This window comes from Paraglaciecola sp. G1-13, from assembly GCF_055809255.1.
In genome coordinates this window covers 2,292,411-2,309,087 of record NZ_CM147903.1, presented here as the reverse complement: position 1 = coordinate 2,309,087, position 16,677 = coordinate 2,292,411, and the positions used below count along the sequence as shown (strand labels likewise).

Genomic DNA, 16,677 nt, shown 5'->3' with positions numbered 1-16,677 from the left:
GCCTACAATAAGGAGGTTATTGTGGGTTCACATTGACATTCCCTTGGAAAGATACTTGTTGCTGAGCTAAGGCATTGTGCCCTAGGTTCTGCACGTTTTGGTTGATACCAGCGGTTCCATTGAACGTATCAGACATACTATTGTTACTAGCGATAGTTGACTGATTATCAAAGCTGTACGTGACGTAGTTGCCTGTTACTGTGCCAGTTAAGTATGAATCATTGACACTGTAAGTCGTGGTGGCCACTCCGCCGTTATTCGCCGCAGACGTTCCCCAGCCTTCGGACCAAGCCGAGCTACTGTCGCTGTTATCACTGTTATCGCTGTTGTCACTATTATCAACAGAGGCTGTGCTACCACCATTGGCAGAGGCGCCACCTTCGGCGGCACTGGCATAACTATTGTCACTGTTATCACTGTTATCACTGCTGTCACTGTTGTCTACGGTGGCTGTGCTGCCACCATTAGCAGAGGCGCCACCTTCGGCCGCATTAGCGTAGCTATTATCGCTATTGTCACTGTTGTCTGAATTATCTGAGTTGTCAGAATTATCTGAGTTGTCAGAATTGTCAGAGTTATCAACATTGGCTGTACTGCCGCCATTAGCCGATGCGCCTCCCATGGACGAACTAGCATAGCTGTTGTCAGCGTTATCAGAGTTGTCAGAATTGTTGCTGTTGTCTGAATTATCCGAATTATCTGAGTTGTCGCTATTGTCCGTGCTGGCTGTACTGCCACCATTAGCTGACGCGGCACCCATCGCGTTGGCGCGCGCCATGCTGTTGTCGCTATTATCACTGTTGTCTACCGAGGCGGTACTTGCGCCATTAGCGGCTGCAGAGCCCATCGCACTGGCACTTGCCATGCTGTTGTCTGAACGGTCAGAGCTAGCGGTACTGCCGCCATTGGCTGCTGCGTCTGATGCTGATGCATAGCTGTTGTCGCTATTGTTGCTGTTATCGCTATTATCAGAGTTATCAGAGTTATTGCTGCTGTCTGAATTATCAGAGCGGTCACTCATGGCGGTGCTACCGTTGTTTGCAGTTGCCTCAGTGCCCATAGCATAACTGTTGTCACTGCTGTCTGAGCTTGAGCTATCTGAATTGTCAGAGTTGTCGCTGTTATCTGAGTTATCAGAGTTGTCGCTATTATCTGAGTTATCAGAGCGGTCTGTCATCGCCATACTGCCGTTATTTGCCGCAGAGTCGGTGGCTGATGCGTAGCTACCATCGCTTTTATCACTGTTATCGGAATTATTGCTGCTATCAGAATTGTCAGAGTTGTCGCTATTATTGGAGTTGTCTGAGTTGTCAGAACGATCACTCATAGCCGTACTTCCATTGTTGGCGGCAGATTCAGTGGATGATGCGTAACTTCCGTCGGATTGATCACTGTTATCAGAGTTGTCTGAATTGTCACTCATATCAGAGTTATCGCTGTTATCGCTGTTGTCAGTTGCGGCCATGCTGCCATTATTTGCTGCAACTTCTGACCCTGAAGCAGAGCTGCCATCAGAGTTATCGCTATTGTCTGAGTTATCACTGTTATCAGACGCATCGGAATTGTCTGAATTGTCGCTATTATCAGTTGCGGCCATGCTGCCATTATTTGCGGCAACTTCAGACCCTGAAGCAGAACTGCCATCAGAGTTATCACTATTGTCTGAGTTATCACTATTGTCTGAGTTATCACTGTTATCAGACGCATCGGAATTGTCTGAATTGTCACTATTATCAGTTGCGGCCATGCTGCCATTATTTGCTGCAACCTCAGACCCAGAGGCAGAACTTGCGTCGCTGTTGTCAGAAGAGTCAGTGCTGTTGTCGGTATTGGCGGTAGAGTTCTCATTTGCCGCAGCGGAAGAGTCTCCGGTGCTATCAGCACTGGCTGTCGCTGTTTGGGAATCAGCAACTTCGTTTGCGGTATTGGTAGGGTTTGCCCATACACTGGTTGCTGAACCGAGTATGATAGCCATGCTTGCTGCTAATAAACTTTTATTAAATGATTTCATCTTTTATGCTCCATTAAAAAACGATTGGTTACCATTCACTGATCGTCACACTGAAAATAGCAACGCCTTAATATTCAAATTATGAAAAAGGAAATTGAACATTTATCTTGTTCTTAATCTCCCGCATCAACTGTAGTTAAATGGAAACTAAAAATTCCATTAAATACATATTAAATTAACCTCAAAAATAGCGTTAAGGACCAGTATCAGCTTGGATCTTTTAAAATTTGGGTAAAGTAAATTCTCTTTTTGTTAGGCGGTATGGGGTAGGTTTATTTAATGGAATTTGAAAATCACAAAATATTCTTTAATTAATATATACACAATGAATGAACATATTTTTTTAATGAATGCGAATGTTGGCACTGAATAATTAAAAACATCTGCACACTCTCATGTCGGTTTTTTTTACATGAATGCTTAATGACAGACATTAATATAATTAGTGTATAGATTAAGTGTCAGTATTACTTAATGTTAATTTAAGTGGTTCGGTTATTGCTATCTTCTTAGGGTTACGTGAATTAATCAGACATTTCAGAATAGGATTCTGTTTTATTTACTCAAATTTAGGCTGTCTTGTGAGTAGAGTCCATCTGGTTAAGACAACTAAAGGATGAGATCATGACGCTTACTCAAGCACAGCAAGGCGTGCTGGTGATATCAAACGACAGCTTTTTAATCGGTTTACTCACGGGTATCAGCATTGCTAATAATTTTTCTTTTCGCTCTGTTTCACCGACGTATCCACTCAATATTGAAAGCGTCAATCATGTATGTAAGGTGGTATTGATTGATTTGCGAGCGGTATCGGCAGAACTAATGGCTTCGCATCTTAAAATATTGCAGCAAATTCATACTCAGTCAGAGATCCCCATTTGTGCTATTTACAGCAAAAGTGATGCAGGATTCAATCATCACTTGTCCTGGGTGAACTATTTTGATGAAACCGATTTAAGCGGCCGTCTAGACAGATACCTCAGTCAGGTGATTGCTAATGAGAGCCATCAAAGGGAAGAAAGGCGCAATAGTGAACGGCGAAATGCTATTGATAGACGCGGTATTCCTGCGATATTTGGTTCCGTACAAAGTAATCTGCAACCAATGATACTCAATAGCACAATACTTGATGAAGAAGAGCAATACGTGGTTGGCCCTTTTGTCATAAATCACAACTGCAGAACGGTATTTTGTCAGGGCAAGGACGTAATGCTAACCAGCAAAGAGTTCAAATTGTTTACCTTGTTAGCGCAAGTGCATGACCATGTTTGCAGCACCGAAAAAATTATTGAGAAACTATGGCCAGATACACGGCGCGCAAACAAGTCGGATTTATATCAGTACATGCATTTACTGCGCAAAAAAGTCGAAGTGGACCCGGATAACCCAAGGTGGATCCTTACGGTCAAAGGGGTAGGCTACCGGTTAAATACCAACCAATTACTTCTATAGCAAATGTGACGCTAAGGCCTAGATAGCGGTGCTAGGCGTTCAATGACAGTTTGCTGCGTTAGAGTTGGGTAAGCAGCGCAGCGACCTTTTGTTGTAGATGGATTTTAAATGCGTTCACGGTTGGGCTGAGTAACCGCCTTTCAGCACAAATTAGATTAAGAGGAAATGTTTCTCCTTGCCAACCATCTACATCAAGCTCAATCAATCGCCCTTGTATTAGGTCTTGCACGATATCCAATTGAGACTTCCTAGCAATACCTTTTCCAGCAATGGCCCATTTACGGGTGATGTCGCCATCTTTACACTGCCGATTACCGGTTACATCAATGCTGGTGTTTTTGTTGTCTTTATTGAATACCCAGCGAGAATGCAAAGTATCATTATGTCCGTGACATAAACAATTGTGTTGCGTGAGTTCTTGCAACGTGTTGGGCGAGCCAAATTGTTCAATATAACTGGGTGAAGCGCACAATACCGGAACATTGTTAGCAGCAACCGGAATGGCAATAAAGCCGGAGTCTTTTGGTTTGCCGTAACGCAAAGCTAAATCGACTGGTTGACTATATAAGTCCGCGGGGCTGTCTGATAGCTGCAGTCGTATTTCCAATTTTTGATGTAGCGTCATGAACTCATCAAGCCATGGCAGTAGTAAATTTCGGCCCAAATCTGAAGGGGCTGAAAGCTGAATAACCCCACTTAACTCTGTATCTTCGCTGTGCATTTGCGTGGTGGCTTCATCTAAAATACTGAGTGCATCAATGCAATGGCGTAAAAATTGTTCGCCTTTCTGGGTTAACCGCAGATTTCGAGTAGACCGAATAAATAATAGAACACCCAGGTCGGCTTCCAAACGTTTCAACGAAGCGCTAACCACAGCAGGAGACAAATCCATCTTCCTAGCGCAAGCTGATAGGCTGCCTTGCTGTGCGGTTTCACAAAATATTCTTAAATCATGCAGATTTTTCAAAGGCTACCCTAACTTTCAATAAGATTTTGAAAGTTTTCCATAACGCGACTTTATTATCAATATAACGATAAGCATTAAACATAACACGAGGTGAGAATATTGATGACGAAAAGCGCTGGATTTGGCGATGCTACGCAGGACTGCGTGAGTGTAAACAGTAAGTAGTTCACTGAGGGTTACCCCCTCAGTGAAACGTCAGGCAAATAATTAACCCTTATTAGGGTTCAATATGTACTTACCGCCAGTTGATTTAGCAAAATATTTAACAACTGTTTGCGGGTCTAAGGCTTCTTCGAAGCCAAGCTCTACGCTTGATTCTATGGCGAATGTGGTATTAATTTCATCTGCCACGCGTTGATGTAATTCAGCTACCTTAGTGGCATCTAACTTGCCTAGGAAGCGCATCAATAACCAACCGCCGACACTCCACGTCATGCCAAATGCACGATTGAGCGTGGTAGGGGAGAAATCAAGGCCACCGTATATGTACACTTGCTTGTTATCAAGCGAGCCATAAGTATTGAAGCCGGTTGCATCTTTGCTACCCACCGCTTCCATCGCGGCTAAAATGTCACTTGCCAGTTCACCGCCGCCAATTGCATCAAATGCAAGCGTTGCACCGGTGGCCTCTATTGCTTTGTACAAATCCTTTTTAAACGTCTCACTAGTAGAATTAACAACGTATTTAGCCCCTAGCTTTGTTAGTAAATCTACTTGTTCTTGTTTGCGTACAATATTTACCAGTTGTACACCTTCTTTTAGGCAAATTTTATTCAGCATTATGCCTAAGCTTGATGCAGCAGCGGTATGCACTAATGCCTTATGGCCTTCCATGCGCATCGTTTCAACCATGCCAAGTGCCGTCAATGGGTTAACGAACGACGAAGCCGCAGCCAAAGGCGTGGTATCGTCATGATGGACAATACACGCCTGAATAGGGACGCAGCAATATTGGGTATAACAAGCGCCCGTTAGCACAGCGACTGTCTTGCCTAATAAAGATTGCGCCTTTTCGCTATCGCCAGCAGCCACAACCACACCTGCTCCTTCATTGCCAATAGGCAAGGTCTGGTCTAATCGTGATTTAATGCGCGGCAACATACCTGGGTGAACAGGGGCGCTGTAAGTCGTTTTGTCATCACTTAGTGTTGCTTTTGATAGATCCGCCGGACCAAACATGGGCCACATATCAGAGGGATTAATGGGCGCTGCGTGCATTTGCACCACTATCTCATGGGGCTTTGGCTTAGGTACGTCGACCTCTTTTAGCGTGATATTGAGTTCGCCTTGTGACGAAATGTGGGTAAATAGTTGTTTGGTTTTATTCATTTTTGTTGATCCTGTCGTGGTTTCTTCGAAAACGACGCACAAAATCGTTGCTCGAAGAGATGATAAATCAATTGGGTGCAAAAAATTAACATGGGGATTGAAGACGTACGAGTCAATAGAAATGTTACATGATCATCACTGTGATAAATTATCCGCTTAGTGGGATTTTTGCGAGGTCAACACGGTTATCTTGTTTGTAGGAGCCGACTCATCAAAATATTGCGTACACAGCTCAATAAGGTCCATTGTCGGTTGGTGAACTTTTTCAATGCCCACCCAGGCGTTACGTCCGCTTTTTTTGGCTTGATATAAGCATCCGTCGGCTAGGGCGATCAAGGTTTTCCAATCCGTTTGCTGGCTGTGTTCTAAAATCGGCGGATAACACACATAACCGATAGAACAGGTGTAGTGAGACAGTGCTTTATCTGAAAGACGAAATGGACTAGCGCTGACTTCATCAAGTAAGCGCTGAGCCAACAGTGGCGCGTCACTACGATCTATAAAACGCGCGATCCCAACAAACTCTTCACCGCCCCAGCGCACTAGATAATCTGACTGCCTAAACACGCGCGCTAGGCGCTTTGTAAGTTGCCGTAACACTTCGTCACCAACATGATGACCGTGTTCATCGTTCACACGCTTGAAGTGATCCATATCAATCATGAAAACGACAATATCCCCTTGGTGAGGTGTGGGTGTTTTACCATCTCGCCAATCATCATAAATTCGTTGGCTTTTTTCTAAATCTGTTTCTATGTGATTCTCTAAAAAGCGCCGGTTGTTAATGCCAGTAAGCTTGTCGGTTAGGCTAATGGCTTCCATTTCCCGATAAGCGGCTTGTAACTCGACATTTTTCTGGCTCAATTCAAGTGTGCGAAGTGCCACTTCTTCGCTAAGTCGCTTGTTTAATCTGCGCTGGGAAATACGACCGTAAACAAGGGCAAATAAAATGGCACTGACGACAATCGACGCTAGCCAAACGTTTCTGCTCCATTGCGCTTGCTTCAATGTGACTTGAGTTAACGCCTGTTCTTTTTCCAATAATTTAATTTGTTGGGCACGGCGCACGAACTCTGTTTGAGATTGCAATGTCGCTATAGTTTTTATTCGAGTGGTGTTGAGTATTTCATCGTCTAACTTTTTTTGATAAAGCAAAGCATCTAAGGCTTGCCTGAGGGCATCTTCCTGCAGATACGCTTGTACCCGTAACGCTTCGAGCAGCGCTTCGTCATGGGATTCATTATTCTTTTTGGCTTGTGTCACACCCGCATCAATGTGCTGCAATGCCAATTCAGTATCTTCATCAAGTAGGGCTAATTGCGCAGATGTGCGATACGCATCAACCAATAAGCTCTTATACTGCTTGTCAATTGCTCGCTCGATAACACCGTCTAACATGGTACGAGAAAGGGGTAAGTTACCCAAGTTCATTTCTAAGGTAGCCATGGACAATATTGCCCAATCTGTGTCTCTTGGCGCTTGAATCTGTTGAAATAGCGTCAAAGCTTCTGTTAAGTGATATCTAGCTTGCTCATAATCGGCGAGTTGAATGAACTGGAAGCCGACTTTATTGTGGCTATAAGCAATGTACTTCTTTTCCTCAGAGGCTAAATCTATTTTGAGAGCGTCTTGAAAATAAGTCAGAGCGAGTTTGTCGTCTCCCATCAGGCGTCGAAGGTCACCAAGGTTGTACAGGGCGCTTGCGATACCATTTTTATCATCCAACTCATGATGCATTTCTAACGCACTTTGATGTGCTTGGGCTGCACCTTCTAGCAGTCCCATCTTCTCCAGCACAAGCCCTATACTGTTGTAGGTAGAAGCAACGGCAGAAGTATCATTTTGCTGCTGACTGATTTGCATAGCTGAATAGATGTATTCTAAAGCCTGAGGATAGTTAGATTGGTAGCGATAGGTTAATCCGCGCTGCCGATATGCCTTAGCGAGTCCGGCCTGATCGCCTTGTTCTTGATACATATTGATGGCTTTATTGAGCAAGTCATGTGCGGGCGCATAATGATTGCGCTCCATGGTATTCCTTGCTTGTTCAAAATACACATCAGCGAGTGCTAAGGCGTCGTTTTTGCTAACCGCTAGCTGCTGAAACTGTTCAGTGAGTGCTTCGGCTTTGTTCATTTCGCCTTGCTTACGGGCAAGCTCAATAGCACGTTTAAGCGGATTGATTTCAGTATAAGTAGGAATGTGGTCTACTTGAAACGGGTTAACGCCGACTTGAGCTATGACATTGCCATGGCACAGCAGTGCGCATAAAAAAACAGCATTTCGTCGTGCTATTGGTTTCCTCCAATCCAAAGTGAACTCCATGTATATAGTGCTAAGCAAAAACTTACGCTTTACACTTGCGCAAATGAGGTACGCAGCATAAATAGTATTCAATTATTACATGGGTAAAAAGTCATAGGTAGCATTAAACGCTCATTTTTCATTCAAATATCAAGGGAGTTCATGAGTCCAATGTTAACGCACTTTGCGCTTCGTACATTATTGGTAACAAATGAACACGATATTATTGGCGCTTAGCTGCAATATTAAGTACTTGCATAGCGATGATAACACGCAGCCGATAGCAGCATGTCTGCTCAGATAAACAATGCTCGAATAAACAAGGGCTTAAGATGATGACAAAATTAACTAAACTGTATAAAGACAACAGAGCGATGGTGTTGTTCATTGCTTTGATGTGCGTGTTTAGAAGTGCTGTGGCCGATTGGAACGAAGTGCCGACAGGCTCTATGTTACCGACCATAGTCGAGGGTGACCGGATCCTCGTGAATAAATTAGCCTATGACGTGAGTACCCCTTTCGTTCACCACTCTTTGTACAAGTTAGCTGATCCGATGCGCGGTGACATTATTGTATTCGACTCTGCAGTATCAGAAAAAAGACTGGTCAAACGTGTGGTAGGGGTGCCCGGGGATACCGTCGCATTAATGGATAATGTGCTGTTTATTAACGGGCAACAAATTGGTTATGCAGATTTAGCCAACATAGATGATTTCACTGAGGTCACGGAGGATCTGCTGGGCATTCAACACCGTATCCGTGTGGCAAATAACGGCTCTGCGTTAGCAAACTTCCGCGCGGTAGATATTCCCTCAAATTACTATTTGGCTATGGGGGATAACCGCGATAACAGTGCTGACTCCCGCGTGATAGGTTTAATACCACGTGATGAAATTATCGGCAGGGCGAAACAGGTCGTGATGTCTTTGGACTATGACAATTACTACCTGCCAAGATCTGACCGGTTTCTACATGATTTGTAGTACTGGAAGCGGTAATCTTATTAGCAGGAGAGCGAGCTAATTAGCAAACGTGAATGCTGTCAAAGTCATTTACATTCTCAGTGCGATTAAAAGCAACTCACTACGCTGCTTTTTATCGCTTCTTATGGCTTTTTTCGATGTTTGAAAACCATGTAAAGCTTTTTGCCACATGCTCATGCCAATATGACCATTGATGTCCCCCAGCATACTCTTGGTATATGTGGTCGATGCCAAAGGCAAGAAATTGGCGATTTAACCACTGGTTAGATGCAAGCAGAGGGTCATCAGTGCCGCAGTCGAAACGAATAGGGGGCAGAGCTGCGGCGTTTTTTCCCGCCCAATATAATATGTTTGTTTCGTTGGCATTGGCGCAATCATAAAAGGATAAAGGGGTATTAACAAACTGCGCCATGTCTTCAATTCGGGTGATAGATGAGTGCGCGGATATTGCACTAAATTGCTCAGGATATTTTACCCCCAAACGCAAAGCGCCGTATCCGCCCATGGATAAGCCACTAATATACCAACGGCTTTTGTCTGTGACATAGGGGGCTTTGACTTGTTTAACCGCCTGAATGACATCGTCGATTATCCACTTCTCATAATCACCTGTTTGTCCAAGGGGCAGATAAGCAGAGCCATCTTTTAAGCCCCCATCCGATGGCATCACCAGCAAGAACTCTTCTAACCCTTGATTTTGCAAAGCGTCATAAACCTGATGTATGCCACCTAGATTCATCCAAACCCAGTGGTTGCCATAGACACCGTGCAAAAACAGTATGACCGGAATATCGGGCTTAGTTGAGTATGCGTTATACAAGCTGATGTCGTGGCGCCCATCTAGAAAGCTAGAGTGGATGGTCACGAATTGTGTCTTTGCTGGGCTATATTCAAGGGCCGATACTTCTAGTCGTTTAATGCTCAAGGGTGTCTCCTGATTAATCAAATATGATAACGCCCTTAGCGATACGCCCGTTGAGCATATCGTCAAAGCCATCAGCCACGTTTTCCAGTGAATAGGTTTTTGTCACGAGTTCATCGAGCTTGAGTTGGCCATTTGAATATAAGTCCAATAAAGCTGGAAAGTCTGTTTGTGGGTTACATTTACCGTATAAGGGGTTCATGTAAATTTTGTCCCACTCGAATAACTCACAGTTAAAATCAATGCGCTGCTCGATACCGCTAACTTGTACCGCTGTGCCCGCATTTCGAATAAGCGCCAAAGGGGCCGAGCCTAACGCGGGAATTGCCGTACATTCAAACGCATAATCAGCTCCTCGTCCTTGCGTGAGTTCTTTCACCAACGCACTCATTTGGGCAAAATCCAGATCGTTTTGAATAGAGATAATTCCGTGGGTGGCGCCAAATGCTTTCGCTTGCTTAAGTCGTTCCTGGTTGATGTCAATTGCGATGATTTTTCGCGCGCCAGATATACGCGCCGCTTGAATCACGTTTAAACCGACCCCGCCACAGCCAATGACGCAGACTGTACTACCGGCTTTCACTTGCGCTGCATTAACTACCGAGCCATAGCCTGTCATAACGCCGCAGCCCACAATAGAGGCCGATGAAAAGGGGATGTCATGCTCGAATTTAACTATCGCCGCTGCTTTGACGACCGTGTATTCACTTAACGTTCCTAAATGAAAAGAACGCTCTATTGCCGTACCCGATTGCGTTGTCGCGCTAGCGTGAGCATGTCCGCAAAGGCCATTGCCGCACACGGGCGAGTTATTTTCACAAATGTGTACATTTCCCTGCTGACAAGCAAAACAGTGCCCACAGGGGATTGACCAATTAAGTATTACTTTATCGCCTACGTTCAATCCGGTGACGTCTTCACCAACAGCGTCTATGACACCTGCACCTTCATGACCAACAACAAAGGTTTTATCCCAATTCTGAATGGAGTCCCAATCGGTGTGGCATAAACCAGAGGCCTGTATTTTGACTCGCACTTCACCTTTCCCTGGGGCCGACACCCGCAGAGTGACCAATTCGTATTGGCCCCTGCCATTTGACACAATAGCTTTAGATTGGCGTTCGACGTGTTGCATAAGGTGATCTCTCAACGTTTTTCTATTCTGTAAAAGTATCAAAATTAGAGCATGAACCCGCGCCAATTTATGTCACATTCCGGTGACAAAGTATCAAAAATGAGGGTAGACTGATTAACATTGATAGTGATTGACTGTTAACAATGAGGTTCCGGTGAAGCAACAAAATGTCTATTGTGAGCCTTTGTGTATCGCCAAAGAATATTTATTCGATATACAAAAAGTAAGTTATCAAGAAGAAGAGCCGTATTCATGTTTGATGCACTTTCATGAAGTACATGAACTGATTATTTTTGAAGATATTCAGGGCAGCTACTTTTCAAGCCAAGGAGACTCTACATTACACAATAGCGACATAGTGCTAACACCCGCGCTAGAAGTACATAACTATGAAATAGGCCCTAAGGCTAAGTCTTGGTACCTGATTCAATTCTTACCTGAAGTGCTCGATTTGCCGCAATTTCAATCTATCAAGCCAATGTTTAACCGCGGCATGCACCTGAGAATGGACAGCAAGAATACGTTGATCGTTCAGCAACAAACCAGGTGGCTGGTGGAGTGTTTCGAACAGCAACCTCGCAGTGAGAAGAGCCTTACGTTACTGTCGTTACTACTTTTGTGGATTGCGGATCAGGCGCAAGCGGTGACGCAAAATAGCGAGCATACCCTAAAACAATCTCACGGATTTTCGCGTTTGCTGCCGGTGATTAATCTATTTAAACACGATAAGTATGTTAATTTGTCGGTGGGGGAGGCTGCTGAAAAATGTCACTTATCGACTTCTCATTTTTCTCGTTTATTCAAAAGTGTCTTTCGTCACACTTACGCCAATTATATTTTGCAACACAAGCTCTATCATGGGGCTCGAATGCTCAGTCAAAGCAAATACTCTGTCACTCAAATAAGTTACGAGATGGAATTTTCCAGCCCATCCCACTTCATTGCTCATTTTAAAAAGTATTACGGCGTAACGCCTTATCAATACCGAAGCGATATAAATCGCAGAATGTTGATCGCAGAAACAGCCTAAAAACACTATTCTCTCACCGGCCTTTGTATACGAATATGTTATTTTTCAGGTGTAAACGCCTATTTTTCACTCATCAGCCCTTAATCAAGGTCGAAATTTGATATTTTTAGTGAGTATCTAGGTATTTATCTTTCTTTTACGCTCTTAAGATAGTCCTCAAGTTGTTAAACAGTTGTTATCAACATCAAGACTGCATGGGGCTCATAATGAAAAATTACCAATCTTCAGATCCGTTTAAAGAAGCTCGCGTGTCAAGTGGGTGTGCGCATATGAACGATCAAGATGATCCTGTGACCATGATTTTACGTCTCAAAGATGTGCGTAAGACAGCGCACAATTGGAAGACCTTTCAATCTGGTGCAGCCCCAGGGCGCATCGTTATTCCCTCTGAAGTGAACATTCGTGACACTCGGCAAATACCTTTTGAAGTGGACCCGCCGTTACACGGCGCATTTCGCTCCTTGCTTGACCCTTGGTTTAAACGCCCCTTAAAGGCGCAGTACCAAGAAACCTTGGCTCAGCAAGTGAATGCCTTGGTGGATGACGTATTAAAGGCCGATAGCATTGACGTGGTAGAAGACTTTGCACTATGCCTGCAATCGCGTGCGCTTACCTTATTACTGAATACCGACGCCGATGAAGCAGATACATGGATTGGCTGGGGTACGCATGTGTTTCGCAGTGAAGATGACCCCCTAGATGGCGACAAAGCGGCCATCCTATATGATTACATTGATGAAAAAATAAAGGCCTCATCCCCCAATCCAGAGGGCGATTTGTACAGTGTATTGTTAGCGGCAGAGGTTGAAGGCAAAAAGCTAACACACGAAGAAATCAAAGGGATCATGATACTCACCTTTGCGGGCGGGCGAGACACCGTTATCAACGCCGTGACGAATACGGTCAGCTACTTTGCGCAGCACCCTGAATCATTGGATAGATTACGCAATGAGCCCGAAATTATTGGCCGTGCGATTGAAGAACTTATTCGTTATTTCACGCCGCTCACCCAGATGGGCCGCGTGGTCACGCAAGACACTCAAGTATGTGAACATGCTATTAAAGCTGATTCTCGCGTGTCCCTTTGTTGGGCATCGGCCAATCGCGACGAAAGTGTTTTCGAATCGCCAAATGACGTCATCTTAGATAGAAAGTTAAACCCGCATGTGAGTTTTGGTTTCAGTCATCACAACTGTTTAGGGGCCACACATGCTAGGCAAATTATGCGGGTATTGATTGAAACCTTGATGGCTAAAGTGGGCTCAATCGACATTATTGATTTCGAAGAAAACATAGAAAATTTGGGCGAATTCGAACGTAAAGTGGGGTTTCATCAACTGCACGTTAATATTCATCCTCGATAAATTTCCGCGTTACTCATCATGTGGGTAGTTCACTTTACCAGCGATCCGCGTGCACGATTGTCACGCATGAAAGCGAAAAATAAAGAAGGTTAGAAAATGGCAAAAATTACATTTATGACACAAGGCAATATTCCTGTTGTGGTCGAGGGCGAGTCCGGTTCAGTGATGGCTCTAGCAGTAGAAAACAACGTTACAGGTATTGATGGGGACTGCGGAGGTGTGTGCTCTTGCGCAACCTGCCACGTGCATGTGGCACAGGAGCAGTTTGCGTTAGTGGGCGAAGCCAGTGAGATTGAAAAAGACATGCTAGAGCTTGACGATGATGCTAATGAATACAGCCGTTTGTGTTGTCAGATTGACATTACGCCAGCGCTAGATGGTTTAGTGTTGACCGTAGCAGGCTAACCAGCAACAACCTACTTTGCACCCAAGTAAAGTATCCACGAATATGTATCGGCATAGAATACAAATGAGCATAAAAGGTGACTTAGTCATGACAAGCACAACGATTTCAAAACAAAGATGCATCATAGTCGGTGCGAGTCATGGCGGTGTTAACCTAGCGTTTGCCCTACGTAAAGAGGGTTACGAGGGGAGTATTACCTTGATTGATGCAGACTGTAATCTGCCATATCACCGGCCGCCTTTATCAAAAACACACTTGATTGCAGATGAACCTGCTGGCCAGTTGCTAAAACCAGAACAAGGTTATCAAAAAGCAGACATTAGCTTGATGCTAGGGGTGAGCGTGGTGGATGTTGAAAGTAAGAACAAACAGGTTTTGCTTGATGATGGTACGCGCCATCCGTATACCCAGCTGGTATTAGCCACTGGGGCAAGCCCGATCATTCCACCCATCCCTGGGATTGACTCTGCTAAGCACCTTTACACTATTCGAACCGCAGATGATGCACATGCCATTGCTACCGCGTTTAAACAAAGTGAGCAAAAACGCGTTGTTGTGATAGGCGGAGGTTATGTGGGACTCGAAACTGCCGCTTCGTTACGAAAATCTGGCGCAGTAGTGACAGTGCTAGAGAGAGAGCCTCGGTTATTGGCGAGGGTGACTGCACCTTTGATGTCTGACTACTTTTATGCCTTGCATCGCCAGCATGGCGTAGAGGTACATAATGGTAAAAATGTTAGTGAGATAAAAACAAACGCAAATGAGAATAGCGTTGTGTGCAGTGATGGTAGCGAATACCCTGCGGATATCATCATAGTGGGCGTGGGTGTGCGAGTGAACACTGCTTTAGCGGATAAAGCCAATTTGGAGATCAACAACGGCATAGTGGTTAATGAAGCTAATCAAACCAGTGCACAGGATATATTTGCTATCGGTGATTGTTGCGCCCAGTTTAACCCGCATTACCAACGATGGTTGCGACTTGAATCAGTGCAAAATGCGTTAGACCAAGGGAAAGTGGCCGCTGCTGCTATCTGCCATAAAGCATTCAAAACTCAGCCTGTGCCTTGGTTTTGGTCGGATCAATATAATGTTAAGTTGCAAATGGTGGGCTTATCACAAGGTTACGATGATGTTGTCATGCGCAAAGAGTTAGATAAACCTGATAGTTTCTCGGTCTGGTATTTTAAAGGGAATGAGTTGTTAGCCGTAGATGCCGTCAATAATGCCAAAGCTTATGTCTTGGGCACAAAATTTATTAACGCCATGGCACAGGTAGATAAAAATAAACTCACGGATAATAGCGCGCCTTTGTCAGCGTCTATCATCAAAGAGTTTGCTTAGCAGCCGCGTACAATATTGTGCAATATCGATATTGAGGGGAGGGCTCTGATCATATATGGCAATAGTCCCAATATGCTAAGCGAGTGTATCTTGAGGCAGTATTATTTCAACAAGCAATCCGCCACCGCCGGGTGTTGACATACGAAGTTCGCCTTGATGTTTGTTGATGGCCTTAAGTGCGATACTCAGCCCTAAACCAAACCCATTGGTGTGCATTTTATTGCCAGCGCGATAAAAGGGTTGCAGTAATTTAGCCATTTCACTTTCATCCACGCCAGGACCATGATCCCGTACGCTGACGACGATACTGTTTTCTCTGTTGTGTACGCTAATGTCTACTGATTGCCCGTCAGATGAATATTTACAGGCATTACCAATGATGTTGTCGAATGCTTGCAATAATGCTTCTGGGTAGCCATTTAACTGTACCTTGTTATCCGCTTTGAATGTGACTGGAATATTAGGATAGGTAACGGCCATGTTTTTAATCACTTGCTCGCACAACGCGTTAATATTACAAGGCTCCTGAGCTGGGTTACCCTGTTCAAGTTTAGAGTAATCGAGGATCTGCTGAATAAGTTGATCAATGCGCAAACAATCATTGTGTATTTGTTTAACGTGACGACTGTCTGGGCTTTTCTGTTCGATAAGTGCAGCCGATACTTGCAAACGGGCCAGTGGAGCACGCAATTCATGGGATACATCATGCAGTAATTGTTGCTGAGCAGTGGCTGCGGCATGAGTTTTATTGATCATAAATTCGATATCTTGGGCTAAATCAGCCACCTCATCGCCTCGGGTGAGCAATGCACGCGGCAGTGGGGCAACTTCTTGCTTGTTGGCGTAGTGACGACTAAACGAACCGAGATAATTTAATGGTCGCGTTATACTCCAGCTGAGCAACGCACTGACCAATGCCGATGCAAAAAAAATGAAAACGAACTGCAGCGATTGGAACCGATACATTAGTTGCGTGTATATTCTAGGCGCTTGCGGTTTTTTGCTGAAAACTAGGTAGCTTCGCCCCGAGGGACCTAACACCGAGTATTCGAGGCGGTTTTCAGGTTTTACTTTGTTAAAGCGGTAATGATAAATACGCTGGTTAGTGTCATCCATTATCAGCATCGACATCAGATGACCGCGGCGGTTCTCTTTTTTATCGATCCAATTTTTTAATTTTATCGACCGGTTTGCATGTGGAATTAACGTCTGCTCATAGCGCCATACGATCCGCTCCGCTTGGGTGAGCACGTCATTGCTGTAGCGTTTGGTGTAGTCTTCTGAAGAGTATTTACTGATGATCACAAAGCTGGTGGCAAACATCACCAACAAGCTGGATAACCAAAACCAAATAAAAACGCGCCAGAACAAGCGTTTGAAGCCTATCTTGTGATACGCAGATGCTAACAAAGTGCTAAATCTTGCCATGC

Annotated in this window: 13 protein-coding genes; 6 read left to right on the top strand and 7 right to left on the bottom strand. The window is 44.4% G+C overall.

Features of this window, described 5'->3' with window-relative positions:
* Positions 1-16: 16 nt before the first annotated feature.
* A complete protein-coding gene (locus AC0L6N_RS09605; protein WP_473480873.1) occupies positions 17-2,011 on the bottom strand; it encodes a dentin sialophosphoprotein in 1,995 nt (664 codons plus the stop codon).
* Between the two features lie 624 nt (positions 2,012-2,635).
* On the opposite strand from AC0L6N_RS09605, the gene AC0L6N_RS09600 reads away from it, so the two are divergent.
* The gene (locus AC0L6N_RS09600) at positions 2,636-3,463 is read left to right on the top strand and encodes a winged helix-turn-helix domain-containing protein (RefSeq protein ID WP_011575111.1); all 828 of its coding nucleotides are present in this window, start codon (positions 2,636-2,638) and stop codon (positions 3,461-3,463) included.
* A 58-nt stretch (positions 3,464-3,521) separates the two neighbouring features.
* On the opposite strand, the gene AC0L6N_RS09595 is transcribed toward AC0L6N_RS09600, so the two are convergent.
* From AC0L6N_RS09595 to AC0L6N_RS09585, 3 genes are all read right to left on the bottom strand, one after another.
* A complete protein-coding gene (locus AC0L6N_RS09595; protein ID WP_473480871.1) occupies positions 3,522-4,430 on the bottom strand; it encodes a LysR family transcriptional regulator in 909 nt (302 codons plus the stop codon).
* A 207-nt stretch (positions 4,431-4,637) separates the two neighbouring features.
* Positions 4,638-5,759: a zinc-binding dehydrogenase gene (locus tag AC0L6N_RS09590; protein WP_473480869.1), complete on the bottom strand. Its 1,122-nt coding sequence runs from the start codon at positions 5,757-5,759 to the stop codon at positions 4,638-4,640.
* A gap of 156 nt (positions 5,760-5,915) precedes the next feature.
* Positions 5,916-8,072, bottom strand: coding sequence for a tetratricopeptide repeat-containing diguanylate cyclase (locus tag AC0L6N_RS09585; protein WP_473480867.1), 2,157 nt, complete (start codon positions 8,070-8,072; stop codon positions 5,916-5,918).
* Positions 8,073-8,395: 323 nt separating this feature from the next.
* Here AC0L6N_RS09585 and lepB point away from each other — a divergent pair, with 323 nt between their 5' ends.
* A complete protein-coding gene (gene lepB / locus AC0L6N_RS09580) occupies positions 8,396-9,046 on the top strand; it encodes a signal peptidase I (RefSeq protein ID WP_473480865.1) in 651 nt (216 codons plus the stop codon).
* A gap of 112 nt (positions 9,047-9,158) precedes the next feature.
* On the opposite strand, the gene AC0L6N_RS09575 is transcribed toward lepB, so the two are convergent.
* Positions 9,159-9,971, bottom strand: coding sequence for an alpha/beta hydrolase (locus AC0L6N_RS09575; RefSeq protein ID WP_473480863.1), 813 nt, complete (start codon positions 9,969-9,971; stop codon positions 9,159-9,161).
* A gap of 13 nt (positions 9,972-9,984) precedes the next feature.
* Positions 9,985-11,103 (bottom strand): Zn-dependent alcohol dehydrogenase, encoded by a 1,119-nt coding sequence (locus AC0L6N_RS09570; protein WP_473480861.1) that lies wholly within the window; start codon positions 11,101-11,103, stop codon positions 9,985-9,987.
* A 154-nt stretch (positions 11,104-11,257) separates the two neighbouring features.
* On the opposite strand from AC0L6N_RS09570, the gene AC0L6N_RS09565 reads away from it, so the two are divergent.
* The 4 genes from AC0L6N_RS09565 to AC0L6N_RS09550 all read left to right on the top strand — a co-directional run bounded on the left by AC0L6N_RS09565 (position 11,258) and on the right by AC0L6N_RS09550 (position 15,247).
* On the top strand, positions 11,258-12,133 hold the full coding sequence (locus AC0L6N_RS09565) for a helix-turn-helix transcriptional regulator (RefSeq protein ID WP_011575104.1): 876 nt from the start codon (positions 11,258-11,260) through the stop codon (positions 12,131-12,133).
* A 206-nt stretch (positions 12,134-12,339) separates the two neighbouring features.
* The gene (locus AC0L6N_RS09560) at positions 12,340-13,497 is read left to right on the top strand and encodes a cytochrome P450 (RefSeq protein ID WP_473480859.1); all 1,158 of its coding nucleotides are present in this window, start codon (positions 12,340-12,342) and stop codon (positions 13,495-13,497) included.
* 96 nt (positions 13,498-13,593) lie between these two features.
* A complete protein-coding gene (locus AC0L6N_RS09555) occupies positions 13,594-13,902 on the top strand; it encodes a 2Fe-2S iron-sulfur cluster-binding protein (RefSeq protein WP_473480858.1) in 309 nt (102 codons plus the stop codon).
* 88 nt (positions 13,903-13,990) lie between these two features.
* Positions 13,991-15,247 carry an NAD(P)/FAD-dependent oxidoreductase gene (locus tag AC0L6N_RS09550; protein WP_473480856.1) on the top strand — a complete coding sequence of 419 codons (1,257 nt, stop codon included), beginning with the start codon at positions 13,991-13,993 and terminating at the stop codon, positions 15,245-15,247.
* Between the two features lie 75 nt (positions 15,248-15,322).
* Here AC0L6N_RS09550 and AC0L6N_RS09545 read toward each other — a convergent pair whose 3' ends face one another.
* Positions 15,323-16,675, bottom strand: a complete 1,353-nt coding sequence (locus tag AC0L6N_RS09545) for a sensor histidine kinase (RefSeq protein WP_473480854.1) — start codon at positions 16,673-16,675, stop codon at positions 15,323-15,325.
* Positions 16,676-16,677: the final 2 nt, after the last annotated feature.